The sequence below is a fragment of the Streptomyces paromomycinus genome, from assembly GCF_003865155.1.
Lineage (GTDB): Bacteria > Actinomycetota > Actinomycetes > Streptomycetales > Streptomycetaceae > Streptomyces > Streptomyces chrestomyceticus.
Window position 1 is genome coordinate 6,136,710 of the sequence record NZ_BHZD01000001.1, and the last position, 25,741, is coordinate 6,162,450.

The following is a 25,741-nucleotide window of genomic DNA, read 5'->3' on the forward strand; positions in this document are numbered from 1 at the left end:
GGGAGCGCTTGGCCGGCCGACCGTCGGCGTGCAGGAACTCCATCCGGGGGGATCGGAACCCGATCCGGACAGACCGGGTCGGAATGGAGAAGGGCGCACCACACATGACCTCTGTGCAGGTCGAAAAGAACGCCGGCGGCAGCGACGCCGCGGGATCTGCCTCGGAAGAGGGTTACCAGCGGGGGCTGGGAAACCGGCAGATCCAGATGATCGCCATCGGTGGCGCCATCGGAACCGGTCTGTTCCTCGGAGCGGGCAAGGCGATCTCCAAAGCGGGACCCAGCATCATCCTGGCCTACGCCATCGTGGGCCTGGTCATCTTCTTCATCATGCGCGCCCTGGGCGAGCTGCTCATGTACCGGCCGGTGTCGGGCTCCTTCTCGGAGTACGCCCGGGAATTCCTCGGCCCGTTCATGGGATTCGTGACGGGCTGGACGTACTGGCTGTTCTGGGTGGTCACCGGTATCACCGAAGTGACTGCAGCAGCCACCTATGTGCAGTACTGGAACAAGGGAATACCCCAGTGGGCGTCCGCCCTGGTCTTCACGGTCGCCCTGTTCGGAATCAACCTGATCTCCGTGAAGCTCTTCGGTGAGCTGGAGTTCTGGTTCTCGATGGTCAAGGTCACCGCGATCATCGGCATGATCCTCATCGGCCTCGGCGTGATCACCATCGGATTCTCCAAGGCCGGTGACACCGCTTCCTTCAGCCTTCTCTGGTCGGACGGCGGATTCTTCCCGAAGGGCATCGGCAGCACGCTGATGACCCTCCAGATCGTGATGTTCGCCTTCATGGCGGTCGAACTCGTCGGTGTCACCGCGGGGGAGGCCACCGACCCGAAGAAGGTCCTGCCCAAGGCGATCAACACCGTGCCGTGGCGGATCGGTCTCTTCTACATCGGCGCGCTGATCATCATCCTGTCCGTGGTGAGCTGGACCGTCTTCAAGCCGGGCGTGAGCCCGTTCGTCGCGGCCTTCCAGCAGATCGGCCTGCCGGCCGGTGCGGCCATCGTCAACTTCGTGGTGCTGACCGCGGCGCTGTCCTCGGCCAACTCCGGCATGTACTCCACCGGCCGGATGCTGCGTGACCTGGCGCTCAACGGCCAGGGCCCGAAGCTGTTCACCCGGCTCAGCAAGAACGGCCTGCCGACCTGGGGCACCGGCGTCTCGGTGGCGATGATGCTGTTCGGCGTCTGGATCAACTACCAGTGGCCGGGCAAGGCGTTCGACCTCGTGGTCTCCTTCGCGACGATCTCCGGCATGTGGGCCTGGATCGTGATCCTGCTCGCCCAGCTCCGGTTCCGCGCCAAGGCCAACCGCGGCGAACTGCCGCAGTCCGAGTTCAAGGCGCCCGGCGCCCCGTACACCTCGATCTTCGCGCTGGCCTTCATCGGCATGGTCATCGTGATGATGGGCGCCGACCCCGACGCCCGGGTCTCGCTGTACGCGGCGCCGCTGTGGGGGCTGGTGCTGGCCGTCAGCTACCTGGTGCTCAAGTCCCGCAATCCCGACATGTTCGGCAAGGGCGACACCGCGGCCGTCGCCACGTCCGCGCCGCAGGGCGGCCGGCAGGGCTGAGGGCGGCCCGCTCACGACGGGCTGTCCAGCATGCGGGCCGGTTCGTACCAACCTTCGGTACGAGCCGGCCCGCCTGCTTATTCTGGGGCCCATGCTGACCCTTACCAAGGCCCTGTACGACCAGATCGTGGAACACGCCCGCAAGGACCACCCCGACGAGGCCTGCGGCATGGTCGCGGGTCCGGCCGGCAGCGGCCGCCCCGAGCGGTTCATCCCGATGCTCAACGCCGCCCGCTCGCCCACCTTCTACGAGTTCGACTCCCAGGACCTGCTCAAGCTCTACCGCGAGCTGGACGACCGGGACGAGGAACCCGTGATCATCTACCACTCGCACACCGCGACCGAGGCGTACCCGTCCCGTACGGACATCTCCTACGCCAACGAACCCGGCGCGCACTACGTCCTGGTCTCCACGGCCGACACCGACGACGCCGGACCGTTCCAGTTCCGCTCGTTCCGGATCCTGGACGGCCAGGTCACGGAGGAAGACGTCGAGGTCGTGGACGCCTACTGACCGTGGACGTCCGCCGAGCCGCGGCCGCCTGCCGGCCACCGCGACGGCGGACGCCGCCGACGCACCTGACACACTGTGCCGCATCACCTCGGGCGGCAGGACCCAGGAACCCGGTGCGAATCCGGGACGGTCCCGCCACTGTGACCAGGCCGCACGGCCTGGAAGCCAGGAACTGACCTGCCGCCTGCACACCGACCAGGGGACGCGGATCCCCCGGAGGAGGCACGGCCATGTCCAGACGCAGGTCCCGCGGCGCACTGCGCGCGCTCATCTCGGCGGCGCTCCTGCTGCCGCTCGCCGCCTGCGGCACCGGCGGCGACGGCGACGCGAAGGCGTCCGGCGGGGCCACGGCCAAGGCGGCCGGCTTCCCGTACACCGTCGACAACTGCGGCGTACGCACCACCTTCGAGGCCCCGCCCGAGCGCGTGGTCACCATGAACCAGCACACCACCGAGATCATGCTCGCCCTCGGCCTCAAGGACCGGCTGGCCGGCACCGCCTACCTCGACGACAAGGTGCTGCCGCAGTACGAGAAGGACTACGAGAGCGTCAAGGTCCTCGCCAAGGAGTACCCCTCCTACGAGACGCTGCTCGGCGCCAATCCCGACTTCGTCTACGGCGGCTACTCCAGCGCCTTCGACAAGGCCGAGGGCCGCGAACGGGCCGCCCTGGAGAAGGCCGGCATCAAGACCCGCCTGAACATCGAGTACTGCGCGCAGGACAAGACCGGCGTCCAGCAGCTCGCCCAGGAGATCCGCGAGGTCGGCGCCACCTTCGGCGTGCGCGACCGCGCCGAGGCCCTGGTCAAGAAGGCCGAGGCCAGCATCGACGCCACCAAGGACAAGCTCAAGGGGACCGCCCCGGCGTCCGTCTTCGTCTACGACAACGGCGACAGCGCGGTGCACACCGCGGGCGGCAAGGGCATCGGCAACGAGATCATCTCGCTGGCCGGCGGCCGCAACGTCTTCGCGGACCGGGCCAAGACCTTCACCGACGTGTCCTGGGAGCAGATCGTCGAGCGCAAGCCCGAGATCATCGTGATCTACGACTACGGCGGCACCCCCGTCGCGGCGAAGAAGAAGCAACTGCTCGGCGACCCGGCCCTCAAGGACGTACCGGCCGTGAAGAACAAGCGGTTCGCGGTGCTGCCCCTGTCCAGCGCGGTACTCGGCGTACGCGTACCGGACGCCGTCCGGTCGCTGGCCGGGCAGCTGCACCCGGACGCCTTCAAGTAGCCCCGGTGAGCTGCAAGACCGCGGCCGCACCGCCGCGCCGGCTGCGCTACACCCTCGTCCTGGCCGTCCTCGCCGCCGCCCTGCTCGCGGCGGGGCTGGCCGGGCTCGTCCTCGGCTCCGTCCGCATCCCGCCCGGCGACGTACTGCGCATCCTGACCGGGGACGCGCCGGCCGGCCCGTTCCCGACCATCGTCCTCGACGTACGGCTGCCGCGCGTGCTGCTCGGCGCCGTCGTCGGCGCGGGACTCGCCGTCATCGGCACCGTCCTGCAGGCGCTGGTCCGCAACCCGCTCGCCGACCCGTTCCTGCTCGGCGTCTCCTCGGGCGCCTCGACCGGCGCCGTCATGGTCGTCGTCCTCGGCGTCGGCGGCGGCCTGGCCACCACCGTCTCGATGCCGCTGGCCGCCTTCGCCGGATCACTGGGCGCGCTGATCGCCGTGTACGCGCTGGCCCGGCGCGGCGGCACCATGACCACCGGGCGGCTGGTGCTGGCGGGCGTCGCGGTCCAGTACATCCTCTCCGCGCTCACCAGCCTCGTCCTGGTCACCTCGGCCAAGGCCGAACACCTGCGGTCGATCATGTTCTGGACGCTCGGCGGCCTCGGCCAGGCCCGCTGGAACAGCCTGTGGCTGCCCGCCCTCGTCCTGCTCGCCGGCCTCGTGCTGCTGCTCACCCTCGCCCGGCCGCTGGACCTGCTGCTGGTGGGCGAGGAGGGCGCGACGGTCCTCGGGCTGGACACCGGTCGCTTCCGCGCCGCCGTGTTCGTCCTCGCGTCGCTGGTCACCGGGGTGCTGGTGGCGGCCAGCGGGTCGATCGGCTTCGTCGGCCTGATGGTGCCGCACGCCGTCCGGATGGTCGTCGGCGCCTCGCACCGGGCCCTGCTGCCGGTGGTCGCCCTGGCGGGCGCGGTCTTCGTCGTCCTCGCCGACCTGCTGGCCCGTACCGTCGCCGGCTCGCAGGAGATCCCCGTCGGAGTGGTCACCGCGCTGGCCGGCGGGCCGTTCTTCCTGTGGCTGCTGCGCCGCACCACCCGTACGGAAGGGATCACCGGATGAGCGGCCTGAGCACGGGACCCGCCGCCCCCGCCGAGCTGCGGACCGAGGGACTGTCGTACGGCGTCGACGGCCGCCACCTCGTCGACGGCGCCGACCTGCACGTCGCGCCCGGGGAGACGGTGGGCCTGGTCGGCCCCAACGGCAGCGGCAAGACCACCCTGCTGCGCTGCGTGTACGGCACCCTGGCCCCCACCCACGGCCGGATCACCCTGGACGGCCGCGACCTGGCCGGGTTCTCCGCCAAGGAGCGGGCCCGGCGGGTGGCCACCGTCCCCCAGGACGGCAGCGGTGCCTTCGAGCTGACCGTGCGCGAGATCGTCGCGATGGGCCGCTCGCCGCACAAGCGCTTCTGGGAGACCGACACGGCGGACGACGCCGCCCGCACGGACGAGGCGCTGGAACGGGTGGGGGTCGCAGAGCTGCGGGACCGTTCCTTCGCGGCGCTCTCCGGCGGTGAGCGACAGCGCGTCCTGGTCGCGCGGGCGCTCGTGCAGCAGCCGTCCCTGCTCGTCCTCGACGAGCCGACCAACCACCTCGACATCCGCTACCAGCTCGACGTCCTCTCCCTGGTGACCTCCCTCGGCACCAGCACCCTGCTCGCCCTGCACGACCTCAACCTCGCCGCGTACTACTGCGACCGCCTGTACGTGCTGCGCGAGGGCCGCGTCGTCGCCCACGGCACGCCGCACGAGATCCTCACCCCTGGCCTGCTGGCCGACGTGTACGGGGTCGCCGCCGAGGTCAGCACGCATCCGGTGACCGGGGCGCCGACGGTGGTGTATCTGCCGCCGGGGGCGGCGGACGGGCGGAGCGCGGCGGCTTCGGGGGCGGTGGGGCGGCGGTGAGCGCGTACGGAGCGACACCCGGCCCCGGCGATTCGGGCGGGCCGCCGGCCGTGGGTGACGCGGACGGGCCGCCGGCCGCCGGCATCCCGGACGAGCCGCTCGCCGCACTCGCCGCACACGGCCCCCGCTACCGCCTCGGCCTCGGCTCCCCGCCCCAGGGCGAGACCGACTGGCTCGCCGCCGACCGCCTGCTCGACCCGTACGGCCCGGAACTGTCCCGCCTCCTGGACACCGAGCACCGGGGCAGCGGCCACCGCACCGCCCACGCCGCCGCCCTCACCCTCATCGCGGTCTACGCGGGCCGGGTCACCGCGGCGGCCGTCCTGCACTGGGCGCTGACCGGCCGCGTCCTGGACGTACGGCCGGAGAACGTCCTGCTGCGGCCGGACCCCGGGCACGGCATCGCCGGGGTCCGGCTACGGACGTTCCGCATGCTGGACGGGTCCGGGACGGGCGCCGAAACGATTCAGCACGTCGTCCTCACCCGCCACCTGCTGCCCCTGGCCGACGCGCTGCGGAAGCGCACCCGGGCCGGACTGCGACAGCTGCGCGGGGGAGTGGCCCACGGCTGCGCGACCGCCCTCGCCGCGTCCTCCGCCGATCCGGCCCAGCTGGCCCGCCGCTGGACCGCCTTCCTGGACGGTGCGCCCGGCGGCCTCGCCCCACTCGGCGATGTGGTCACCGTCACACGCCGCGACGGCACCCCGCGCCTGGTCTACCTCCGCCGCACCTGCTGCCTCTTCTACACGAGCGCCGAAGCCGTGCGCTGTGTCAGTTGTTGCCTGACCAGCAGGGACGAGCGGATCGCGGCATATGCGGCGCGCCCCTGAGGCGTACCGCCGCGGGCCGCGTCCCACCTGTTGTGCACCGAGCGTCCGCATCGCAAGACGAGGTTCCAGTCCCCGGACCGGGAATCGATACGATGACCGCATGGTTTTTGACGACGTGAGCGAGAAGACGCCGGGCATGTTGCTTGTGGCGCGGCTGCACGTCGACCTGTGCCGCCTTGCCAGCGCCATCTGTCCGATCCGCGCTGCCGTCTGACGCCGCCGGACCCACCGGCCGCGCGGCGGCCCGCGCGCGCACCCGCATCGCGCCCGCACGCCCAGCGCCTCCGCGCCGCACGCCCCGAGCCTGCGCCGCACGCCCGCCCGCACGTCACCGCCCTCCCACAGGAGCTCCCATGGCCATCGAGGTCCGTATCCCGACCATCCTCCGCACCTACACCGACGGCCAGAAGGCCGTCGAAGGCAGCGGAGCGACCCTCGCCGACCTCTTCGCCGACCTGGAGAGCCGCCACAACGGCATCCGGGAGCGCCTCGTCGACGGCGAGCAGCTGCGCCGCTTCGTGAACGTCTACCTCAACGACGAGGACGTGCGCTTCCTGAACGGCATCTCCACCGAGCTGAGCGACGGCGACAGCGTCACCATCCTCCCGGCCGTGGCCGGCGGCTCGGGCATGTCCGACGGCCCCCGGGAACGGCGCTGATGCGGTACGACTCCCCGCTGGCGGCGGTCGGCAACACCCCGCTGGTCCGCCTGCCGCGGCTGTCGCCCTCCGCCGACGTCCGCATCTGGGCCAAGCTGGAGGACCGCAACCCGACCGGCTCGGTCAAGGACCGCCCCGCGCTCCACATGATCGAGCAGGCGGAGAAGGACGGCCGGCTCACCCCCGGCTGCACCATCCTGGAGCCCACCTCGGGCAACACCGGCATCTCGCTGGCGATGGCGGCCAGGCTCAAGGGCTACCGGATCGTCTGCGTCATGCCGGAGAACACCTCCTCCGAACGGCGCGAACTGCTCGCCATGTGGGGCGCGGAGATCGTCTCCTCACCCGCCGCGGGCGGCTCCAACACGGCCGTACGGGTCGCCAAGGAACTGGCCGCCGAGCACCCCGACTGGGTGATGCTCTACCAGTACGGCAACCCCGACAACGCCGGCGCGCACTACGCCGGCACCGGCCCGGAGATCCTCGCCGACCTGCCGTCCATCACCCACTTCGTGGCCGGCCTGGGCACCACCGGCACCCTCATGGGCGTCGGCCGCTACCTGCGCGAGCACGTCCCCGGCGTACAGATCGTCGCCGCCGAACCGCGCTACGACGACGTGGTCTACGGGCTGCGCAACCTCGACGAGGGCTTCGTGCCCGAGCTGTACGACGAGTCGGTGCTCACCACCCGCTTCTCCGTCGGCTCCGAGGACGCCGTCCGCCGCACCCGCGAACTCCTCGCCGAGGAAGGCATCTTCGCGGGCGTCTCGACGGGGGCCGCCCTGCACGCGGCGATCGGCGTGGCCCGCAAGGCCGTCAAGGCCGGGCAGACCGCCGACATCGCCTTCGTCGTCGCCGACGGCGGCTGGAAGTACCTCTCCACCGGCGTCTACACCGCCGCATCCACCGAAGCCGCGATCGAGACGCTGCACGGACAGCTCTGGGCGTGAGGGCCTGAGAGGGCCGTACGGCCCGGGAGCGGATTCCGCGGAGGGGCGGGACGCGAGGCGTCCCGCCGCCTCACCTCCTCGTCAGGCGGCGTACCCGCTTCCACAGGGCGTCGTCGACCGTCCCCGCCCGGCGGCGGAAATCCCGTAGCGGCACGTCGCGCAGCTCGTCCGTCTCCAGGAAGCTCGCCCGCTGCCGCCCGTCCCCGACCGCGCCGGGCGGCAGCGGGAGCACCCCCGGCCGGTCCGGATGGTGCCGACTGGTGATCTTCACGACGTGGGCCGTGCCGCCGCGCACCGACAGCACCAGGCACGGGCGGTCCTTCGCGCCCGGCCCGTCCTCGTACGGCACCAGGGCCCACCAGATCTCCCGCGCCCGCGGCGTCGCGGCGCCGCCGGACGCGGCGACCCGGGAGGGGCGGCCACCGGGGCGCGTACGGTCACGCGCCCGCGCTCTTGGCCGGAACCGAGCGCTCTGCCGCTTCCGCGCGCCCCGCGCGCGTGCCCGCCCGTCGACGAGCGCCGCCACCAGCGCCAGCGCGGCCACCACGGCCAGCGCGGGCCACCACCCCGAGACGTCCAAACCCGTTCCCTCCAAGCTCCGGGCCCCGTCCGACCGTACCCGTCCGGGCAGCCGGGCGGCACGGCTGTACCCGGGAGTAGGGCGCCGCCGCACGGGCGTCGTGTAGGCGTACCGGACCGGGGAACGACAGGTAGGGAACACCCTCCTGTACACACCCACCCGGACTGGTGATTCCGCCCACAGCTCGCCCCGCCGGAGGAGCCACCAGCCCTTTCGCGCCTTACGCTCGTGGGCACCGCAATGACCGCTCAGGACCCGGCACGACGCCCGCCGGACGAGGACCGGCGGGGACTTGTGCACGCCCCCGCCGAAGCCCCGCATGGACCCGCCGCTCCGCCCCCAGCCACGGAGGTTCACGCCCGCATGAAGCTCACTGTCGTCGGTTGCTCGGGGTCGTTCCCTTCCACGGAATCGGCCTGTTCGAGCTACCTCTTGGAGGCCGACGGCTTCAGGCTGCTCATCGACATGGGCAACGGTGCCCTTGGCGAGCTGCAGCGCCACTGCGGTCTCTACGACCTCGACGCCGTACTCCTGTCCCACCTGCACGCCGACCACTGCATCGATCTGTGCGGCTACTTCGTCGTCCGCTACTACCGGCCCGACGGCGGCCGGTGCGCGCCGATGCCCGTGTACGGCCCGGCCGGCACCGAACGCCGGCTGACCGCCGCGCACGCGGACCTGCCGACCGACCAGGCCATGAGCGAGGTCTTCGACTTCCGGACGCTGACCCCCGGCACGTTCACCGTCGGTCCCTTCACCGTCCGTACGGACCTGGTCAGCCATCCCGTCGAAGCGTTCGGCTTCCGTATCGAACACGACGGCAAGACCCTGACGTACTCCGGGGACACCGGAGTCTGCGACGCCCTGGACGGCCTCGCCGAGGACACCGACTTCTTCCTGTGCGAGGCGTCCTTCACGCACGGCAAGGAGGACATCCCGGACCTCCACCTCAACGGACGCGAAGCCGGCGCGCACGCCGCGCGCGCCCGCGCGGGGCGGCTGGTCCTGACCCACATCCCGCCGTGGACCGACCCGGGCATCAACCTGCGCGACGCGCAGGAGGTCTTCGAAGGACCGGTCGAGGTCGCCAAGGCGGGCGCGGTGTACGAGATCTGAGGTGTACGCGGGAAGCCCCGTGCGAGCCGTACACGCGTGTGCGCCGTACGCGGAAGGCCCCGCCCGAGGCGTACGCGGAAGGCCCCCGCCTCAGCCGTACGCGCGTCCGATCCGTACGCGCGTCCGATCCGTACGCGGAAGGCCCCCGCGACCAGGTGGTCACGGGGGCCTTCCGCTGTCGCAGGCGCGGCCGGGGGCCTACTTGCCTTCGAGCTTCTGCATCTCGGCGATCTCCTCGTCGGACTCGCGGCCCGGCGTCTTGAGATTGAACTTGGTGATCGCGAACCGGAAGATCACGTAGTAGAGGGCGGCGAAGCACAGGCCGACCACCGCGAGCATCAGCGGCTTGGTCGCGATGCCCAGGTTCAGCAGGTAGTCGATCGCACCGGCCGAGAAGCCGAAGCCGTCCTTCATGCCCAGCGCCCAGGTCAGCGCCATCGACACACCGGTCAGGACGGCGTGCACCGCGTACAGCAGCGGCGCGATGAACATGAACGTGAACTCGATCGGCTCGGTCACACCGGTGACGAAGGCGGTCAGCGCGAGCGAGAACATCATGCCGCCGACGACCTTGCGGCGCTCCGGACGGGCACAGTGCACGATCGCCAGGCACGCGGCGGGCAGCGCGAACATCATGATCGGGAAGAAGCCGGTCATGAACTGGCCGGCGCTCGGGTCACCCTGCAGGAAGCGGGCGATGTCGCCGTGCTTGCCCTCGAAGTCACCGGCCTGGAACCACGGGAAGGAGTTCAGCAGGTGGTGCATGCCGACCGCGATCAGACCGCGGTTGGCGACGCCGAAGATGCCCGCGCCGACCGCGCCGGAGCCGACCAGCCACTCACCGAAGTTGTGCAGACCGGCGCCGAGAACCGGCCAGATGTAGCCGAAGACGATGCCGATGACCAGGCCCGCGAAGGACGACAGGATCGGCACCAGGCGGCGGCCGCTGAAGAAGCCGAGCCAGTCCGGCAGCTTCTTGCGGCTGTAGCGCTGGTAGAGCAGGGCGACCACGATGCCCATCACCACGCCGCCGAGCACCTTCGCGTCGGCGGGCGCGGCCTGCTCGACTATCTTCCCGTCCACCACCTTGGCGATCTTCGGGAGGCTGTCGTCGCCGAACGTCGCCAGCACCTTGCTGAAGACCAGGTAGCCGACGACGGCGGCCAGACCGGTCGAGCCGTCCGCCTTCTTGGCGAAGCCGATGGCGATACCCACGGCGAACAGCAGCGGCATGTTGTCCAGGAGCGCGCCGCCGCCGGCGGCCATGAACTCCGCGATCTTGTTCAGGAACGCGGGGAACGAGTCCCGGCCGAGCATGTCCGGCTGGCCGAGACGGACCATGAGCGCCGCGGCGGGCAGCGTCGCGATCGGCAGCATGAGGCTGCGGCCGATGCGCTGCGCGACGGCCATGGCACCGGCGCCACGCTTCTTGTCGGGAGCCGCCTTGGCGGTGGCCGAACTCATCGGATTCCTCCTGGTGAGGCGGGCACTCGGAGAAAGGGGGACGGCCCGCCAAGCTTGGTCTACACCACTCAGTGGTTTAGACCATTCTTAGCATGTCGCCCACACATAAAGGAATCCGTTGTTCCCCAACGTTTAGATCACATGCCGAGCGGCCTACAAGTGCCGCGGCTCCGGGGCCCGGTCGGCCCGGGCCGGACTCCGTACCGCCCGCGCCCCGCACCGCCCCGCCGGGCCCCGCCCGGTCCGTGCCCCCGCACCCCGCGCCCCCGACCCGCCCCACGCCCTCCTACTTCGTATTCTCCTTCGTCAGCTCCTCCTCCACCTCCTCCGGCTCACGCCCCGGAGTGTGCAGGTCGAACTTGGTGATCACGAAGCGGAACAGCGCGTAATAGACGACCGCGAAACACAGACCGATCGGAATGATCATCCACGGTTTGGTGGCCAGTCCCCAGTTGATCACGTAGTCGATCAGACCGGCCGAGAAACTGAACCCGTCCTTGACGCCCAGCGCCCAGCTCACCGCCATCGACACCCCCGTCAGCACGGCATGGATCCCGTACAGCACCGGCGCGACGAACAGGAACGAGTACTCGATCGGCTCGGTCACCCCCGTGACGAACGACGTCAGCCCCACCGACAGCATCAGACCGCCGATCTCCTTGCGGCGGTGCGCCTTGGCGCAGTGCGTGATCGCCAGCGCCGCGGCCGGCAGCGCGAACATCATGATCGGGAAGAAACCCGTGGTGAACTGCCCGGCCGACGGATCCCCCGCCAGGAACCGGTTGATGTCACCGTGCACCGACGTGCCGTCCGGCTTGGTGAAATCACCGAACTGGAACCACATGAACGTATTCAGGAACTGATGCATCCCGATCACCAGCAGCGCCCGGTTGGCGACACCGAAGATGCCCGAACCGGTCGCGCCGAGATCCGTCAGCCACTTGCTGAAACTCGTCAGCGCGTCACCGATCGGCGGCCACACCCACAGACACAGCGCGGCGAAGACCAGCCCCACGAACGCCATCATGATCGGCACCAGCCGGCGCCCGTTGAAGAAGCCCAGCCAGTCCACCAGCTTCACCCGGTGATACCGCTGCCAGATCCACGCGGCGAAGAAACCCGTCACGATGCCGCCGAAGACCCCCGGATTCTGGAACTCCGCCGGAGTCGCCCTACCGCCTCCGTCGACACACACCCCGCCCCACTGACCGGCCGTCGCATACGTCGCCCCCGCCGCACAGTCCTGCGGGAACTGGTGCAGCACCGAGTAATAGACGAGAAACCCGACCACCGCGGCCAGCGCCGTCGAACCGTCCGCCTTCTTCGCCATCCCGATCGCCACACCGACGCAGAACAGCAACGGCAGCCCCAGCGAGGAGTCCAGCAGCGCGCCGCCCGCACCCGCGAACACCTTCGCCACGTTCTCCCAGCCCAGACCGTCCGCACCGAAGACGTCCGGCTGGCCGAGCCGGTTCAGGATGCCCGCGGCCGGCAGCACGGCGATGGGCAGCTGCAGGCTGCGCCCCATCTTCTGCAAGCCCTGGAACAGGCCCGCCGACCGTTTCCTCGCCCCCGCCGCTGCCGCGTTCGAGCTCATCCGCGTCCTCCCGGCCGCCGGTCCGTAGTGGGCCGGCTCGGTACGTGCCGCATACTGATGGTGTAGACCACTTGTGGTGCGTTTCGGACCCCCGGAAAAGCGCTGCCGGGTGGTCGCCATCATTCGCCAGAGCACGGGCACGCGCCCGGGTAACTGGGCTGAACGTGCGTTACCGTGTGATCACCGCGCGGCACCGACCGCCGGTGGCCGAGACAAGCAGGAGTGGACATGGCCAGCAAGGCTGAGAAGATCGTCGCCGGGCTCGGCGGCCTCGACAACATCGAAGAGGTCGAGGGCTGCATCACCCGCCTGCGCACCGAGGTCGCCGACCCCTCGCTCGTCGACGAGGCCGCGCTGAAGGCCGCCGGCGCGCACGGCGTCGTCAAGATGGGCACCGCCATCCAGGTCGTCATCGGCACCGACGCGGACCCCATCGCCGCCGAGATCGAAGACATGATGTGAGCGGCTGACCGCTCACCCGCCGGGCCCCGGCCGCCCGCCCCACCGGGCGACGGACCGGGGCTTCGGCATGTGTACGGACGGGCCCGTACGTGTACGGCCGGGTGCGGGCCCGGGGCCGTACGTGCACGGCTACGGCCGGGTGCGGGCCCGGATCCGTTTCCGTACGCGTACTACCACCCCCTCAGACGGCCGGAACCCACCCCCAGGAACCCGGCCTCACCCGGCCCCGTGACCCGACCTCACCCGATCCGGAACGCGCCCCTCTACCGAGCCGATAGGGTCGTGGCCATGTCTCGAATCGACGGCCGCACCCCCGACCAGCTCCGCCCCGTCACCGTGGAACGCGGCTGGAGCAAGCACGCCGAAGGCTCCGTACTGATCTCCTTCGGCGACACCAAGGTCTTCTGCACCGCCTCCTTCACCGAAGGCGTCCCGCGCTGGCGCAAGGGCAGCGGCGAAGGCTGGGTCACCGCCGAGTACTCGATGCTGCCGCGCTCCACCAACACCCGCGGCGACCGCGAATCCGTCCGCGGCAAGATCGGCGGCCGTACGCACGAGATCTCCCGTCTCATCGGCCGCTCGCTGCGCGCCGTCATCGACTTCAAGGCCCTCGGCGAGAACACCGTCGTCCTGGACTGCGACGTCCTCCAGGCCGACGGCGGCACCCGCACCGCCGCCATCACCGGCGCCTACGTCGCCCTCGCCGACGCGATCTCCTGGGCCCAGGCCAAGAAGAGCATCAAGGCCGGCCGCCAGCCGCTCGTCGGGACCGTCTCCGCCGTCAGCGTCGGCATCGTCGGCGGCGTCCCCATGCTCGACCTCTGCTACGAGGAGGACGTGCGCGCCGAGACCGACATGAACGTCGTCTGCACCGGCGACGGCCGCTTCGTCGAGGTCCAGGGCACCGCCGAAGCCGAACCCTTCGCCCGCGAGGAACTCAACTCCCTCCTCGACCTGGCCGTCGCCGGCTGCTCCACCCTGGACGCCGCCCAGCGCGAGGCCCTCGCCCGCACGCTCTGACGGCCCCCGCCGCCGTACGGGCCTCTTGACGCGCCGGCCCCGCAACGACGGGCCGGCGCGCCGCTCACCGTCCCGCCGGGCCCGCCTGTGACCTTTCCCTCGTGGGATCTGCGTCTCTAGGAAAACGGCGGCCCGCCGCGCACCGTGGACCACATGTCCACTTCCGCTGCCACGGCTGCCGCAGCCGACGCCTCCGTCACCGCGTCCCGGGTCCGCACCGGCGGCCCCAAGGACGGCTCCAACCTGCTGGAACACCTCGTCGGCTGGACCCTCGTCATCGTCCTGGCCATGCTCTTCACCCAGACCGGCCTCATGTGACACACGGGGCGCACGCCCCGCACCACCCGGACCGCCCCCGCCCCACCCGGGTCCGCCCCGAGCACCCCGGCCCGCACCGCGCGCCCGTATCCGCTCCGAGCGCCCCGGCCCGCCCGGCCCCCGGCAACCAAAGCCGGCCGGTAGGCGTTCTCCCTCATACCGGTACCAGTACGAGTACCGGTGCACCGCCCGTGCACGGGCCCGTGCACGGGCAGGCCCAGGGGAGGACCGTTCCATGGCTCTGCGCCGCCGTACCGCACTACGCCGTACCGCAACCCGCCACACCGCGGACCGCCGCCCGGCAGCCACCACCGCCGCCCTCCTGGCGGCGGCCGCCCTGGCCGTCCCGCTCCTCGCCGCCTGCGGAGCGGTCGACAAGGCCGTCGGCTGCGCCAAGACCGCCACGGCGTTCGCCAACGACCTGTCCTCCCTCCAGCAGGACCTCGGCAACGCCGCCGACAGCCCCCAGGACGCCCAGCGCGCCCTCGACCGCCTCGAAAAGGACCTCGCCAAGATCCAGAAGGCGACGGACGACCCCGAGGTCCAGCAGGCACTCAGCCGCCTGACCGGCGCCCTCGACAAGGCCGACGACGCCGTGCGCGACGGCCGCAGCCCCGACCTGTCCGCACTGGGTGACGCGGCCGCCGCCCTCACCAAGAGCTGCGCCACGGGATGAGGGGACCGGCCGCCGCCCCTGGATAATCGAGTCCCATGAAGCGCCTGATCCTCGCCACCCGCAACGCCGGCAAAGTCACCGAACTCCGCGCCATCCTGGCCGCCGCCGACCTCGACGTCGAACTGGTCGGCGCCGACGCCTACCCGGACGTCCCCGACGTCAAGGAAACCGGCGTCACCTTCGCCGAGAACGCCCTCCTCAAGGCCCACGCCCTCGCCCGCGCCACCGGCCACCCGGCCGTCGCCGACGACTCCGGCCTCTGCGTCGACGTCCTCGGCGGCGCGCCCGGCATCTTCTCCGCCCGCTGGGCGGGCCGGCACGGCGACGACCAGGCCAACCTCGACCTGCTCCTCGCCCAGCTCTCCGACATCGCCGACGGCCACCGCGCCGCCCACTTCGCCTGCGCCGCGGCCCTCGCCCTCCCCGACGGCACCGAACGCGTCGTCGAAGGCCGCCTCGAAGGCACCCTCCGCCACACCCCCGCCGGCACCGGCGGCTTCGGCTACGACCCGATCCTCCAGCCCCTCGGCGACACCCGCACCTGCGCCGAACTGACCGCCGACGAGAAGAACGCCATCAGCCATCGCGGCAAGGCGTTCCGGGGGCTGGTGCCGGTGGTTCGGGAGCTGGTGGGCTGAGGCAAGCAGAAGGGCTGTCCCTCCCTGGGGGACAGCCCTTCTGACCAGTGTGGCCGGTGGGATTCGAACCCACACGAGCTAAGCTCACCCGGTTCTAAGCCGGCGCGCGTCTACCTTTCCGCCACGGCCACTAGCCGCCAGCCATGGTACCGGCTGGCGGCTACAGCGGAAGACGGGCGGGTCAGCTGGCGTTGCGGCGCCGGTTACCTCCTCTGCACCAGGTGCTGGTTGCCGCATGGCAGTTGGGACACAGCAGGCGGAGATTGTCGGGGTGGTTGTCGCTCCAGTCGCCGTTGATGTGGTCGATCTCCAGTGTCATCGGCCGACCGTGCCATATCGGTTCGGTGCCGCACTCCGCGCACCGGTCGACGACGCCGCTCTCCAGCAACGCCCGCCGCAGTTGTGCTGTGCTGGTGCGACGTCCGGTGCACTGCTTCTTGAGAATCTCATGGGCTGGCTTCCTGTTGTGCATCGTCTTTCCCCGCTGGTGGGCCTGGCCCAAGAAGTGGCTGGTGTCGATGCCGTACTCGGCGACCCAACGCCGGAACTGCTTGCGCGTGCAACAGTTCGATTCCCGGTTCACATGTCGTAGAGCCGCCGCCACGGAACAGGAGGAGACGACGGCTTCCTGGAGCGCCGCCTTCGTGGGGCGCGGGCGGCCGTTCCGCCCCACGGCTTCAAAGTGCGAAACGTCGATGCCGAAGTGGGCGAAGCGCCGGAGAATGTACCTCCGGACCTGCTGGTAGGGGCGGACACCGACGAAGGTGATGACTTCGTCGATGTTCTTGCAATGGCGAGCAGCCTCGTCGAGCAGTTCCCTGGTGTAACGCACACCGCTGCTCATCGCCGTACACCCGCCCGCGCGCTCCGGGCCCTTTTGGCGCGTCCGCGATAGGAGTCCGTCACCGAATGGCAGTTGGGGCAGAGAATCCGGAGATTTTCCATTCGGTTGTTCCGCCAATTGCCGTCGATGTGGTCGATCTCCAGCGGGATGGTGCCACCGCGCCAGTTCGGCCCCGTGCCGCACAGCGCGCACTCGTCCGTGGCGCCGCGGGCCAGCATCGCCGTCTTCAAGCGGCTGCTCGGCACCCGGCGGGCACCTGCGATCGGCATCTCCACCAGCAGACCGGCGTCGGAGCGGCGCCGGGTCGCCCGCCTGGTGCGGCTCTTGCCCGTGAAGTGCGAGGTGTCGATCCCCAGCGCCCGGATCCGGCGGCTGATGTGGGTGTGGTGGCCGCCCACCTCCTCGATGCCGAGGTACCGCAGTACTTCACAGACGTTCGTGGAGGAGGCCACCGCGGGCTCCAGTACTTCTTTGGTCCAGCGGGCGCCCTCGCTCGCGAAGTGCGAGGTGTCGATTTTCATCAACCTCATGCGCTCACGGAGGTAAGTACGCCGTGAACCTTTCGGATCCACCCCTAATTTGACCAACGCCTCCGACAACGTACGAGACGAAGCCGCCGCCTCGGCCAAGCGCTCGCGGGTAAACGGACTGACCGGCATGTGAACCCCCGTGATGTCTCTCGGCTGTGTGTCTCACCCTCGAACTGCCCAACGCCCCCACCCCCCACCCAGTTACGCCGAACAGCCCAAAAAGCCAAAAAAACGACCGCGGCCCCCGCCCAACCAGGGCGAGGGCCGCGAAGCGGAGTGCGAAGAGAGATCAGAACCGCGGGTCCGGGGACTGGGCCGTGACCATTTCCACGGCTTCCTCCTTGGTGGCGACCGCGGGCGGGGAGCCCTCCAGGGGCTGTTGGGCGGTTTCCTTCATGCAGGCGACGGCGATGGCGCCGACCAGGGCGGCGCCCATGGCGTAGTAGGCGGGGATCATGTCGTTGCCGCCGAAGCCGTCCATGAGGGCGGTGATGACCAGGGGGGTCGTACCGCCGAAGAGGGAGACGGCGAGGTTGTAGCCGATGGAGAGGGAGCCGTAGCGGACGCTGGTGGGGAAGAGGGCGGGGAGCGCGGCGGACATGGTGCCGAGGAGGCAGACCAGGGAGAGGCCGAGCATCAGCATGCCGGGGATGATCGCGGCCATGCTGCCCTGCTTGACCAGCAGGAAGGCGGGGACGGAGAGGAGGAAGAAGCCGAGCATGCCGGCCATCAGGAGGGGCTTGCGGCCGTAGCGGTCGTTGAGTTTGCCGACGCTGCTGATGATGCACATCAGGACGGCCATGGTGCCGATGACGACCAGCAGACCGTGCGCCTCGTCGTAGTGGAGGGTGTCGGTCAGGTAGGTCGGCATGTAGGAGAGCAGCATGTAGTGGCAGATGTTGTACGCGCCGACCAGCGCGATGCACAGGATCAGCATCGGCCACTGCTGCGAGAAGATCTCGCCGAGCTTCTTCTTGGGGGCGTTCTCCGAGAGGTGGGAGAAGTCGGCCTCGGTCTCGGTGACGGAGGCGTCGCCGTTGTGGGTCTGGGCGGCTTCCAGCTTCTGGAAGGCGGGGGTCTCGTCGAGCTTTATCCGCAGGTAGAGGCCGACGAGACCGAGCGGTCCGGCGACGAGGAAGGGGATGCGCCAGCCCCAGTCGTGCATGGTCTCGGAGCCGAGCGTGGTGTTGAGGAGGAGGACCAGGCCGGCGGCGCCGGTGTAGCCGGCCAGGGTGCCCATCTCCAGGAAGCTGCCGAAGAAGCCGCGCTTCTTGTCGGGGGCGTACTCGGCGATGAAGGTGGAGGCGCCGCCGTACTCGCCGCCGGTGGAGAAACCCTGGATCATGCGGAAGACGATCAGCAGGATCGGGGCCCACAGGCCGATGCTGGCGTACGAGGGGATCAGGCCGATGCACAGGGTGCCCGCGGCCATCATGATCATGGTGAGGGCGAGGACCTTCTTGCGGCCGACGCGGTCGCCGAGGGGGCCGAAGAACGCGCCGCCGACGGGCCGTACGAGGAAGGCGACGGCGAAGGTGGCGAAGGAGGAGAGCAGGCTGGTGGTGTCGCTGCCGCCGGGGAAGAAGACCTTGCCGATGGTGACCGCGAGGTAGCTGTAGATGCCGAAGTCGAACCATTCCATGGCGTTGCCGAGCGCGGCGGCCTTCACGGCACGTTTGACGACGCGCTCGTCGGTCACCGTGATGTCGGTGCGGCGCAGCCGGGGGTTCCGGCGGCGGGCGACGGCACGGAACAGGTTTCTGTGGCGTTTGAACGCCGCCGGGTCCCGGTCGGTCGTGGGTTCGGCTTCGGTGCTGCCGGTCGGCACGAGTCGAGTCCTCTCGGTCGGTCAGCGCGCTCGATGCGCGGCAGGGTTTCGCAGCGGTCGTGGGCGTCCTCGTGGCCGGGTGGGCCGTCGGCGGTCGCCGGTGATCACAAAGGTGGTCGTACGACAGGTGCGCCTGCGCACTGGAGCGCGACTCAAACCACTCTGACCCCACAACGCGATGTACGTCACGTGGTCTGCGCCGTCCGGCGCAGCGGTTTCTCCTGGTTTCGTGGTGGATTTCGCCAGGGCTGTGACCATCGCTGTTACAGAACTGGTACAAAGCCGCGTGGTCACCGAAGCGTCCGGGCAATCAGCCCGTGTGGCGGGGAGGGGACAGTGGTGGGTATCGAAACCACCCTTATGCTCCGAACCGTTCGCCCCGCGGACACCTCGCGCACGTGTGCCTCGTCCTCGCGCGCGGGAGGACGTTCACCGGCACGCGTGCGGCGTTCGGATGCGGTGGTCCGCACCGCGCCGGCACGGGGCCGCTGCCCCGGAAGGAGAAGTTCATGACCGACCGCGAAGGTGCCCGCCGGTTCAGCGGGCGCACCGCCCTGGCGACCTTCGCCGCGGTCACCGCGCTGGCGGCCGGCGGGGTGTGGTTCAGCCAGGCGGCGGACCGCGCGTCGGCGGTGGACGCGGCGCCGAAGACGTCGGCGGTGCAGGACGTGAAGTCGGCCGGGAAGGCGACCGGCGGGCTGCCCGGTGTGCGGGACTGCGGGTTCGGCGAGCCGGAGATCAAGCCGCAGGTCATCACGTTGACGTGTGCGGACGCGGGCATGGTGGCGACCGGCATCACCTGGCACCGGTACGGCACGGCGGAAGCCGAGGGCAAGGGCGTGGTGCAGGTGGAGAAGGCCGCCGCGGGGGCGGGCACGGACGCCGGTTTCCCGGCGACGTTCCGGCTGTACGCGGCGAAGACGGTGGACGGCGCGCGGGCCTTCACGGGGCTGGAGGTGACGTACGAGGGCTCGACGCCGCTCGGTGACTCGACGGAGATGTACAACCTCGCGTGATGGGCATCCGGGGCCGGATCGCGCTGGCCATTTCGTGTGTGACGGCGCTGGCCGTGGTGGTGCTGGGGTTCGCGGTGCACCACATCGCGGACGCGGAGCGGGAGCGTTCGGCGCGCTCGTACCAGGACGACCGGCTCAGTTCGGCGCTGCAGATCTACGAGCGGGACGGCACGCTGGCGCTGGGCGCGCAGCTGGACGACGCGACGCTGCCGGGCCCGTTGCGGGCGGCGGTGTTCGAGGGGAAGTCCGGTACGTATGTGAGTCAGGGGGAGGATCCGCGGGTGTGGGCCGCGACGGGCGTGGGCGGCGGGGCCAGGGACGGGGCCGGTGGCTCCGGTGGCAGCGGTTCGGGTGACGGTGGCTCCCGTGACAGCGGTTCCGGCGGGCAGCCGCGGACGTTGTCGGTGTCGGCGGCGTTCCCGGACAACGACCCGGCCCAGGAGGCGCTGGACCGGGCCCTGGTGATCGCCGGTGTCGGCACGGTGGTGCTGATGGCCGGTGTGTCGTGGTTCGTCTCGCAGCGGCTGTCGCGGCGGCTGCGGCACAGCGCGGCCGCGGCGCGCCGGATCGCGGCGGGTGAGCCGCCGGACGCGGACGCGCTGGCGGCGGGCGGCCGGGACGAGGTGGCGGAGCTGGGCCGTTCGGTGCACCACATGGCGACGTCGCTGGCGGCGCGGGTGGAGGCGGAGCGCAAGTTCACCGCGGACGTGGCGCACGAGCTGCGGACGCCGGTGGCGGGTCTGGTCGCGGCGGCCGAGCTGTTGCCGCACGAGCGGGCCGTCGAGCTGGTGCGGGACCGGGCGCAGACGATGCGCAACCTGGTCGAGGACCTGCTGGAGGTGTCCCGGCTGGACGCGGGCGTGGAGTCCGCGCAGCTGGACGCGGTGGACCTGCCGTCGCTGGTGCGCGGGATCGTGGGCCGGGCGGAGCGGGTGCGGGGCCTCACGGGTGTGGAGATCGTCGTGGCGGGTCCGGCGCGGGTGGTGGAGACCGACCGGCGCCGGGTGGAGCGGGTGCTGGTCAATCTGCTGGCGAACGCGGCCAAGCACGGCGCGCCGCCGGTGGAGGTACGGGTCGAGGGTGTGCGGATCGTGGTGCGCGACCACGGGCCGGGGTATCCGCCGGAGCTGTGCGAGGAGGGGCCGCGCCGGTTCCGTACGGCGGCTCCGGAGCGCGGTACGGGGCACGGTCTGGGGCTGACGATCGCGGCCGGTCAGGCGGAGGTGCTGGGCGGCCGGCTGGTGTTCGGTACGGCGGCGGGCGGCGGCGCGGAGGCGGTGCTGGAGCTGCCGGAGCCGGCCGGGCCGGGGGAGACGGAGCGGGGGCCGGCGGCGGAGCGGGGGGTGGTGGCGGCCTCGTAGGCCGCCCCTCAGGGGGGCGGTGAGGGCGGGCCGTACCGGCTTCGGCCGCCCGCCCCTCCCCCTGCCTGCCGCCTGCCGGCCGGCGGCCTCCGCCTTACAGCCCCAGATCCTTGATGATCTTGGCGACGTGGCCGGTGGCCTTCACGTTGTACAGGGCGCGCTCGACCTTGCCCGCCTCGTCCACGATCACCGTGGAGCGGATGACGCCGGTCACGACCTTGCCGTACAGCTTCTTCTCGCCGTACGCGCCGTACGCCTCCAGGACCTGCTTGTCGGGGTCGCCCAGCAGGGTGACCGACAGTTCCTCCTTCTCGCGGAACTTCGCGAGCTTCTCCGGCTTGTCGGGGGAGATGCCGATGACGTCGTAGCCGTGCCCGGCCAGGAAGTCGAGGTTGTCGGTGAAGTCGCAGGCCTGCTTGGTGCAGCCGGGGGTCAGCGCGGCCGGGTAGAAGTAGACGATGACCTTGCGGCCCTTGTGGTCGGCGAGCGAGACCTGCTTGCCGTCCGCGTCGGGGAGGGTGAAGGCGGGGGCGGTGTCGCCGGGCTGCAGTCGCTCGCTCATGGCTCTCCTTGGGGTGGGCGGCGCGCGGGGTGCGCGTACGGGAAAGGCGGGTGCGCGAGCGGGTCGCGCCCCTGTTTGCGCTACGCCCTGAGGTTACTGAGCCGCTCGAAAAGGGGGTGCTGTGGGGCGGCGTGCCCGTGGTGCTGACAGACTGTCCGCACGGAGACGGATCGAGACGACCGGAGGCAGCGCGGTGTCGGAAGCCAGGACCCCTGCGCAGATCGAGAAGGACATCGTCCGCAGGCGGCAGGAGCTTGCCGTGACGCTGGACGAGATCGGTGTGCGGCTGCACCCGAAGACGATCATGGGGGACGCGAAGGCGAAGACGGCGGCGGCCGTGGACCGCACGGCGGGGCGGGCGTACGTGGCCGCCAACCGCGCGGTCTCGGACATCCGCGCCCAGCTGGTGGCGGAGGACGGCGCGCCCCGGCTGGAGCGGGTGGTGCCGCTGGCGATGATCGGTGTGGCCGTCGTCGGGCTGCTCGTGGTGGGCTCGAAGCGCCGCCGGTCCTAGGAGAGGCCCGGGACGGGCGATGCGGGGCCGCGCGGCCAGGTACGGTCTTGCCGTGAGCCCGAATAACGCCAAGGACACCCACGACAAGCTGCCCATCCGGATGCTGCACGACCGGGTGCTGGTCCGTACCGACATCGCCGAGGGCGAGCGCCGTTCCACCGGCGGCATCGTCATTCCCGCGACCGCGGCGGTCGGCCGCCGGCTGGCCTGGGCCGAGGTGGTCGCGGTGGGGCAGAACGTGCGGACCGTGGAGCCCGGTGACCGGGTGCTGTACGACCCGGAGGACCGGGCCGAGGTCGAGGTGCGCGGCGTCGCGTACGTCCTGATGCGCGAGCGCGATCTGCACGCGGTGGCGGCGGAGCGCCTGGAGGGCGCCGAGGACGCGACGGGGCTGTACCTGTAGACGGACCTGCCGGACCCGCGACGGTACGGCCGTGCGGCCGTGCGGCTGTGCTGAGGCGAGGGCGGGCGGTGACCAGCGTCACCGCCCGTTTTGTGTGCCTTTTGCTAGGCTCGGAGACATCCCGACGAGACGCGCCGTACCGGGTCACGACAAGACGACGCACCCCTGTAGGAGCTCGTTTTCCACGGAGGTGCCGTCATGGCATGGATTCTGCTCGCCGTCGCCGGTCTGCTCGAAGTCGGCTGGTCGATCGGTATGAAGTTCACGGACGGGTTCACCCGGCTGTGGCCCAGTGTCTTCACCGGCGCGGGCATCGTCGCCAGCATGGTGCTGCTCTCGTACGCCGCCCGGACCCTGCCGATCGGCACCGCCTACGGCGTCTGGGTCGGCATCGGCGCGGCCGGCGCGGCGGTCGTCGGCATGCTGGTGCTCGGTGAGCCCGCCACCGCCGCGCGGATCTTCTTCATCTGCTTGCTGCTGGTGGCGGTCGTCGGCTTGAAGATGACGTCCGGCCACTGACGCCGGGCGCGGGGCGGGCGCCCGTACGCCCGCCCCCGGAAGCACCGCGTCACGCCCCCGGAAGCACCGCGTCACGCCCCCGGGAAGTTCTCCCACCCGCCGTACCCCCCGTCGTACCCGCCCCCCACGCCGCCTCCCGTACCGCCGCTGCTGCCGCCTCCGATGGCGCCGCCCCGGCCGCCGTTGATGCCGCCCTCGACGCCCCCGGCGGGGGGTTCCACGGTGGGCCAGTCGTCGGTGGGGGCGGTGGTCGGCTCCTCGGTCGGGAACGTGGGGAAGCTGGGGCCGGGGGCCGTGGTGGGCCCGGGGCCGCTGGTCGGCGGGGTGCCGGTCGGGCCGCTGGGCGGCGGGGTGTCGCTCGGCGGTGCCTCGCTGGTGCTCGGCTGCTCGCCGGGCGAGCTCGGTGCCTGGCTGGGCGCCTGGCTCGCGCCGGCCTCCAGGTCCAGGTCGAAGTCCTTGGCCGGGGTGCCGTCCAGGGCGGCTTCGGTGTACGCGGCCCAGATCTCGGCGGGGAAGCCGCCGCCGTTGATGCGGGTCTGTCCCGCCGCGCCGTACAGCGGCTTCTGCGCGCCGGTGTCCGGGTCCTGGCCCAGGACGCCGACGACGGTGGCCAGGTCGGGGGTGTAGCCCGCGAACCAGGCGGCCTTGTCCTGCTCCGCCGTGCCGGTCTTGCCGGCCGCGGGCCGGCCGACGGCGCGGGCCGCCGATCCGGTGCCGCCGGGGCTCTCGATGACGCTGCGCAGGATCGAGGTGGTGGTGTCGGCGGCGTTGCGGGGCACCGCGGTCTTCTCGCCGCGGTCCGGCAGTTCGACGGTCTCGCCGCCCTTGGTGGCCTTGCCGACGAGGCTGTACGCGCGCTGCTTGCCGTGGTTGGCGAGGGTGGCGTACACCTGCGTCATGTCCAGCACGCTGGGGGTGGCGGTGCCGAGCGAGATGGCGCCCTGGGAGGAGCCGAGGCTCGGCGTGTCCTTGGGGATGCCGAGGTCGACGGCGGTGTCCTTGACCTTCTCCGGGCCGACGTCGACACCCATCTGGGCGTACACGGCGTTGACGGACTTGTCGGTGGCGGTGGAGACGGTGATCGGCCCGTAGGAGCGGCCGTCCTCGTTCTCGGGGGCGAAGCCGACGCGCCGGCCGTTGCTGACCGCCTCGCGCTTGTTGGTGCCGTCGTAGACGGTGTTCGGGGTGATCTTGTTGCCGTCCTGGGTGACGGCGCCGTTGGCGACGGCGGAGGTGAAGACGATCGGCTTGAAGATGGAGCCGACCTGGTAGTCGCGGCGGGTGGCGCTGTTGACGTACTGCTTGGCGTAGTCGATGCCGCCGTACATGGCGACGACGTTGCCGGTGGCGGGGTCGATGGAGGCGCCGCCGGCCCGTACGTAGCGGTCGGCCGTGGACGTGCCGAGCTGCCGCATCAGCTTCTTGTCGACGGCCTCGACCAGGGCGTCCTGGCGTTTCTTGTCGAGGGTGGTGGTGATGCGGTAGCCGCCCGCGGCGAGCGTCTGATCATCGATGATCTTGTTGTTGGTCAGATAGTCCTTGATCGCTTCGACGAGGTAGCCGCGCTGTCCGGACAGGCCGGTGGGCGGCTTGGCCTTGCCGGGGGTGGGGAAGGTCAGGCCGGCCCGTTCGGACGCGCTGATCCACTTCTTCTTGACCATGCCGTCCAGGACGTAGTTCCAGCGGTCCAGGGCGCGCTGCCGGTTCTGCGGGTGGGTGGCGACGTCGTACGCGCTGGGCGCGTTGAGCAGGGTGGCGAGGTAGGCGCCCTCGGCGGTGGTGAGCTGGTCGGAGTTCTTGCTGTAGTACGCCTGGGCGGCGGCCTGGATGCCGTACGCGTTGCGGCCGTAGTAGCTGGTGTTGAGGTAGCCCTCCAGGATCTCCGACTTGCTGCGCTCGCGGTCCAGCTTGATCGCGATGAAGAACTCCTTGGCCTTGCGGGTGATGGTCTGTTCCTGGCCGAGGTAGTAGTTCTTCACGTACTGCTGGGTGATGGTGGAGCCGGACTGCTTGCCCTTGCCGGTGACGGTGTTCCACGCGGCGCGCAGCATGGCGACGGGGTCGACGGCGGACTCGGAGTAGAAGTCGCGGTCCTCGGCGGCCAGGACGGCTTCCTGGGTGGTCTTGGGGACCTGGCTCAGCGGGACGTTCTCGCGGTTGACCTTGCCGTCGCGGGCGATCTGGCTGCCGTCGGCGTACAGGTAGACGTTGCTCTGGGCCTGGGCGGCCGAGTTGGCGGCGGGGATGGGCACGAGCATGTACCCGGCGACGAGGCCGCCCGCGACCAGCAGCAGGACGAGCAGGAAACCGCCCAGCACCATCCGCCAGGTGGGCAGGGCGCGCCGCCAGCCGGTGCGCTTGGGGCGGCCCTTGCCGGCCTTGGCCTGCCGGCCGTCGGCCGGGTCCTCCCGGGGGCCGTCCCCGTCGGCGGCCGCGGGCAACTCGGAGCGTGCGGCCCACTTCGGTACGCGGGGGCCGGCCTTGCCGTCCTGCTGCGGATCGTCGCTCATGTCTGTATGGACTCCTCGGCCGCCGCCGAGGGTTGTACCGCGGCGGATCGGTGACGTGTCGGGCGATTCGCGTTCAAAGCCGGAAAAGGAACTGTCGCCCGATACGAAACTCTCGCAT

Annotated in this window: 28 protein-coding genes, 1 tRNA gene and 2 riboswitches; of the genes, 20 read left to right on the forward strand and 9 right to left on the reverse strand. The window is 71.0% G+C overall.

The features are described from left to right. The first annotated feature begins 104 nt into the window (after positions 1–104). From OEIGOIKO_RS26295 to OEIGOIKO_RS26330, 9 genes are all read left to right on the forward strand, one after another. Positions 105–1,577 (forward strand): amino acid permease, encoded by a 1,473-nt coding sequence (locus OEIGOIKO_RS26295; protein ID WP_125056080.1) that lies wholly within the window; start codon positions 105–107, stop codon positions 1,575–1,577. 91 nt (positions 1,578–1,668) lie between these two features. Next, positions 1,669–2,091, forward strand: a complete 423-nt coding sequence (locus OEIGOIKO_RS26300) for a M67 family metallopeptidase (RefSeq protein ID WP_031007361.1) — start codon at positions 1,669–1,671, stop codon at positions 2,089–2,091. 80 nt (positions 2,092–2,171) lie between these two features. Next, positions 2,172–2,286: riboswitch (cobalamin riboswitch) on the forward strand. 35 nt (positions 2,287–2,321) lie between these two features. Continuing rightward, entirely contained in the window at positions 2,322–3,326 is a 1,005-nt protein-coding gene (locus OEIGOIKO_RS26305) for an ABC transporter substrate-binding protein (protein WP_125056081.1), read from the forward strand. A gap of 5 nt (positions 3,327–3,331) precedes the next feature. Further along, complete coding sequence (locus tag OEIGOIKO_RS26310; protein ID WP_125056082.1) at positions 3,332–4,381, forward strand: FecCD family ABC transporter permease; 1,050 nt, start codon at positions 3,332–3,334, stop codon at positions 4,379–4,381. Further along, complete coding sequence (locus tag OEIGOIKO_RS26315; RefSeq protein WP_125056083.1) at positions 4,378–5,226, forward strand: ABC transporter ATP-binding protein; 849 nt, start codon at positions 4,378–4,380, stop codon at positions 5,224–5,226. Before OEIGOIKO_RS26310 ends, OEIGOIKO_RS26315 begins: the two co-directional genes overlap by 4 nt. Then, positions 5,223–6,056 carry a (2Fe-2S)-binding protein gene (locus OEIGOIKO_RS26320; RefSeq protein WP_218040007.1) on the forward strand — a complete coding sequence of 278 codons (834 nt, stop codon included), beginning with the start codon at positions 5,223–5,225 and terminating at the stop codon, positions 6,054–6,056. The genes OEIGOIKO_RS26315 and OEIGOIKO_RS26320 overlap by 4 nt, the downstream gene beginning before the upstream one ends. Before the next feature lie 100 nt (positions 6,057–6,156). Further along, positions 6,157–6,270, forward strand: a complete 114-nt coding sequence (locus OEIGOIKO_RS43980; RefSeq protein ID WP_359873471.1) for a putative leader peptide — start codon at positions 6,157–6,159, stop codon at positions 6,268–6,270. A 139-nt stretch (positions 6,271–6,409) separates the two neighbouring features. Further along, a complete protein-coding gene (locus OEIGOIKO_RS26325; RefSeq protein ID WP_125056084.1) occupies positions 6,410–6,715 on the forward strand; it encodes a MoaD/ThiS family protein in 306 nt (101 codons plus the stop codon). Further along, positions 6,715–7,665, forward strand: coding sequence for a PLP-dependent cysteine synthase family protein (locus OEIGOIKO_RS26330; RefSeq protein ID WP_125056085.1), 951 nt, complete (start codon positions 6,715–6,717; stop codon positions 7,663–7,665). The genes OEIGOIKO_RS26325 and OEIGOIKO_RS26330 overlap by 1 nt, the downstream gene beginning before the upstream one ends. A 70-nt stretch (positions 7,666–7,735) precedes the next feature. Here OEIGOIKO_RS26330 and OEIGOIKO_RS26335 read toward each other — a convergent pair whose 3' ends face one another. Next, positions 7,736–8,245: a type II toxin-antitoxin system PemK/MazF family toxin gene (locus OEIGOIKO_RS26335; RefSeq protein ID WP_125056086.1), complete on the reverse strand. Its 510-nt coding sequence runs from the start codon at positions 8,243–8,245 to the stop codon at positions 7,736–7,738. Between the two features lie 363 nt (positions 8,246–8,608). On the opposite strand from OEIGOIKO_RS26335, the gene OEIGOIKO_RS26340 reads away from it, so the two are divergent. Beyond that, a complete protein-coding gene (locus OEIGOIKO_RS26340) occupies positions 8,609–9,361 on the forward strand; it encodes an MBL fold metallo-hydrolase (protein ID WP_031007345.1) in 753 nt (250 codons plus the stop codon). A gap of 198 nt (positions 9,362–9,559) precedes the next feature. Here the strand turns inward: OEIGOIKO_RS26340 and OEIGOIKO_RS26345 are convergent, their stop codons facing one another. Together OEIGOIKO_RS26345 and OEIGOIKO_RS26350 are read right to left on the reverse strand one after the other, a co-directional pair. Next, complete coding sequence (locus OEIGOIKO_RS26345; RefSeq protein WP_125056087.1) at positions 9,560–10,825, reverse strand: PTS transporter subunit EIIC; 1,266 nt, start codon at positions 10,823–10,825, stop codon at positions 9,560–9,562. A 286-nt stretch (positions 10,826–11,111) separates the two neighbouring features. Continuing rightward, positions 11,112–12,422: a PTS transporter subunit EIIC gene (locus OEIGOIKO_RS26350; protein ID WP_125056088.1), complete on the reverse strand. Its 1,311-nt coding sequence runs from the start codon at positions 12,420–12,422 to the stop codon at positions 11,112–11,114. Positions 12,423–12,650: 228 nt separating this feature from the next. On the opposite strand from OEIGOIKO_RS26350, the gene OEIGOIKO_RS26355 reads away from it, so the two are divergent. The 5 genes from OEIGOIKO_RS26355 to rdgB all read left to right on the forward strand — a co-directional run bounded on the left by OEIGOIKO_RS26355 (position 12,651) and on the right by rdgB (position 15,536). Next, positions 12,651–12,884 (forward strand): glucose PTS transporter subunit EIIB, encoded by a 234-nt coding sequence (locus OEIGOIKO_RS26355; protein ID WP_003986022.1) that lies wholly within the window; start codon positions 12,651–12,653, stop codon positions 12,882–12,884. A 288-nt stretch (positions 12,885–13,172) separates the two neighbouring features. Then, positions 13,173–13,904, forward strand: coding sequence for a ribonuclease PH (gene rph / locus OEIGOIKO_RS26360; RefSeq protein WP_031007338.1), 732 nt, complete (start codon positions 13,173–13,175; stop codon positions 13,902–13,904). A gap of 153 nt (positions 13,905–14,057) precedes the next feature. Continuing rightward, the gene (locus tag OEIGOIKO_RS26365) at positions 14,058–14,222 is read left to right on the forward strand and encodes an SCO1431 family membrane protein (protein WP_125056089.1); all 165 of its coding nucleotides are present in this window, start codon (positions 14,058–14,060) and stop codon (positions 14,220–14,222) included. 235 nt (positions 14,223–14,457) lie between these two features. Beyond that, positions 14,458–14,898 (forward strand): hypothetical protein, encoded by a 441-nt coding sequence (locus tag OEIGOIKO_RS26370; RefSeq protein WP_125056090.1) that lies wholly within the window; start codon positions 14,458–14,460, stop codon positions 14,896–14,898. A 35-nt stretch (positions 14,899–14,933) separates the two neighbouring features. Beyond that, the gene (gene rdgB / locus OEIGOIKO_RS26375; RefSeq protein WP_030023741.1) at positions 14,934–15,536 is read left to right on the forward strand and encodes an RdgB/HAM1 family non-canonical purine NTP pyrophosphatase; all 603 of its coding nucleotides are present in this window, start codon (positions 14,934–14,936) and stop codon (positions 15,534–15,536) included. Positions 15,537–15,584: 48 nt separating this feature from the next. On the opposite strand, the gene OEIGOIKO_RS26380 is transcribed toward rdgB, so the two are convergent. The 4 genes from OEIGOIKO_RS26380 to OEIGOIKO_RS26395 form a co-directional block, all read right to left on the reverse strand. Next, positions 15,585–15,667, reverse strand: a tRNA-Leu gene (locus OEIGOIKO_RS26380). A 50-nt stretch (positions 15,668–15,717) separates the two neighbouring features. Then, positions 15,718–16,380, reverse strand: coding sequence for an HNH endonuclease signature motif containing protein (locus OEIGOIKO_RS26385; protein WP_125056091.1), 663 nt, complete (start codon positions 16,378–16,380; stop codon positions 15,718–15,720). Further along, positions 16,377–17,039, reverse strand: a complete 663-nt coding sequence (locus OEIGOIKO_RS26390) for an HNH endonuclease signature motif containing protein (RefSeq protein ID WP_125056092.1) — start codon at positions 17,037–17,039, stop codon at positions 16,377–16,379. The genes OEIGOIKO_RS26385 and OEIGOIKO_RS26390 overlap by 4 nt, the downstream gene beginning before the upstream one ends. A gap of 160 nt (positions 17,040–17,199) precedes the next feature. Beyond that, a complete protein-coding gene (locus OEIGOIKO_RS26395; RefSeq protein ID WP_125056093.1) occupies positions 17,200–18,738 on the reverse strand; it encodes an MFS transporter in 1,539 nt (512 codons plus the stop codon). A 509-nt stretch (positions 18,739–19,247) separates the two neighbouring features. Between OEIGOIKO_RS26395 and OEIGOIKO_RS26400 the strand changes: the two genes are divergently transcribed. Beyond that, complete coding sequence (locus OEIGOIKO_RS26400; RefSeq protein ID WP_125046740.1) at positions 19,248–19,754, forward strand: hypothetical protein; 507 nt, start codon at positions 19,248–19,250, stop codon at positions 19,752–19,754. Beyond that, positions 19,754–21,115 (forward strand): sensor histidine kinase, encoded by a 1,362-nt coding sequence (locus OEIGOIKO_RS26405; protein WP_125056094.1) that lies wholly within the window; start codon positions 19,754–19,756, stop codon positions 21,113–21,115. Before OEIGOIKO_RS26400 ends, OEIGOIKO_RS26405 begins: the two co-directional genes overlap by 1 nt. A gap of 94 nt (positions 21,116–21,209) precedes the next feature. Here OEIGOIKO_RS26405 and bcp read toward each other — a convergent pair whose 3' ends face one another. Then, positions 21,210–21,677, reverse strand: a complete 468-nt coding sequence (bcp, locus tag OEIGOIKO_RS26410; protein WP_125056095.1) for a thioredoxin-dependent thiol peroxidase — start codon at positions 21,675–21,677, stop codon at positions 21,210–21,212. A 193-nt stretch (positions 21,678–21,870) separates the two neighbouring features. Between bcp and OEIGOIKO_RS26415 the strand changes: the two genes are divergently transcribed. The 3 genes from OEIGOIKO_RS26415 (at position 21,871) to OEIGOIKO_RS26425 (ending at position 23,113) form a co-directional block, all read left to right on the forward strand. Further along, on the forward strand, positions 21,871–22,191 hold the full coding sequence (locus OEIGOIKO_RS26415) for a DUF3618 domain-containing protein (protein ID WP_125046746.1): 321 nt from the start codon (positions 21,871–21,873) through the stop codon (positions 22,189–22,191). A gap of 19 nt (positions 22,192–22,210) precedes the next feature. After that, on the forward strand, positions 22,211–22,594 hold the full coding sequence (locus OEIGOIKO_RS26420; protein WP_174857221.1) for a GroES family chaperonin: 384 nt from the start codon (positions 22,211–22,213) through the stop codon (positions 22,592–22,594). Between the two features lie 91 nt (positions 22,595–22,685). Next, positions 22,686–22,758, forward strand: a riboswitch (guanidine-III (ykkC-III) riboswitch). Between the two features lie 34 nt (positions 22,759–22,792). Next, complete coding sequence (locus OEIGOIKO_RS26425) at positions 22,793–23,113, forward strand: DMT family transporter (RefSeq protein ID WP_030023730.1); 321 nt, start codon at positions 22,793–22,795, stop codon at positions 23,111–23,113. A gap of 71 nt (positions 23,114–23,184) precedes the next feature. Here the strand turns inward: OEIGOIKO_RS26425 and OEIGOIKO_RS26430 are convergent, their stop codons facing one another. Further along, a complete protein-coding gene (locus OEIGOIKO_RS26430; protein ID WP_125056096.1) occupies positions 23,185–25,623 on the reverse strand; it encodes a transglycosylase domain-containing protein in 2,439 nt (812 codons plus the stop codon). Positions 25,624–25,741: the final 118 nt, after the last annotated feature.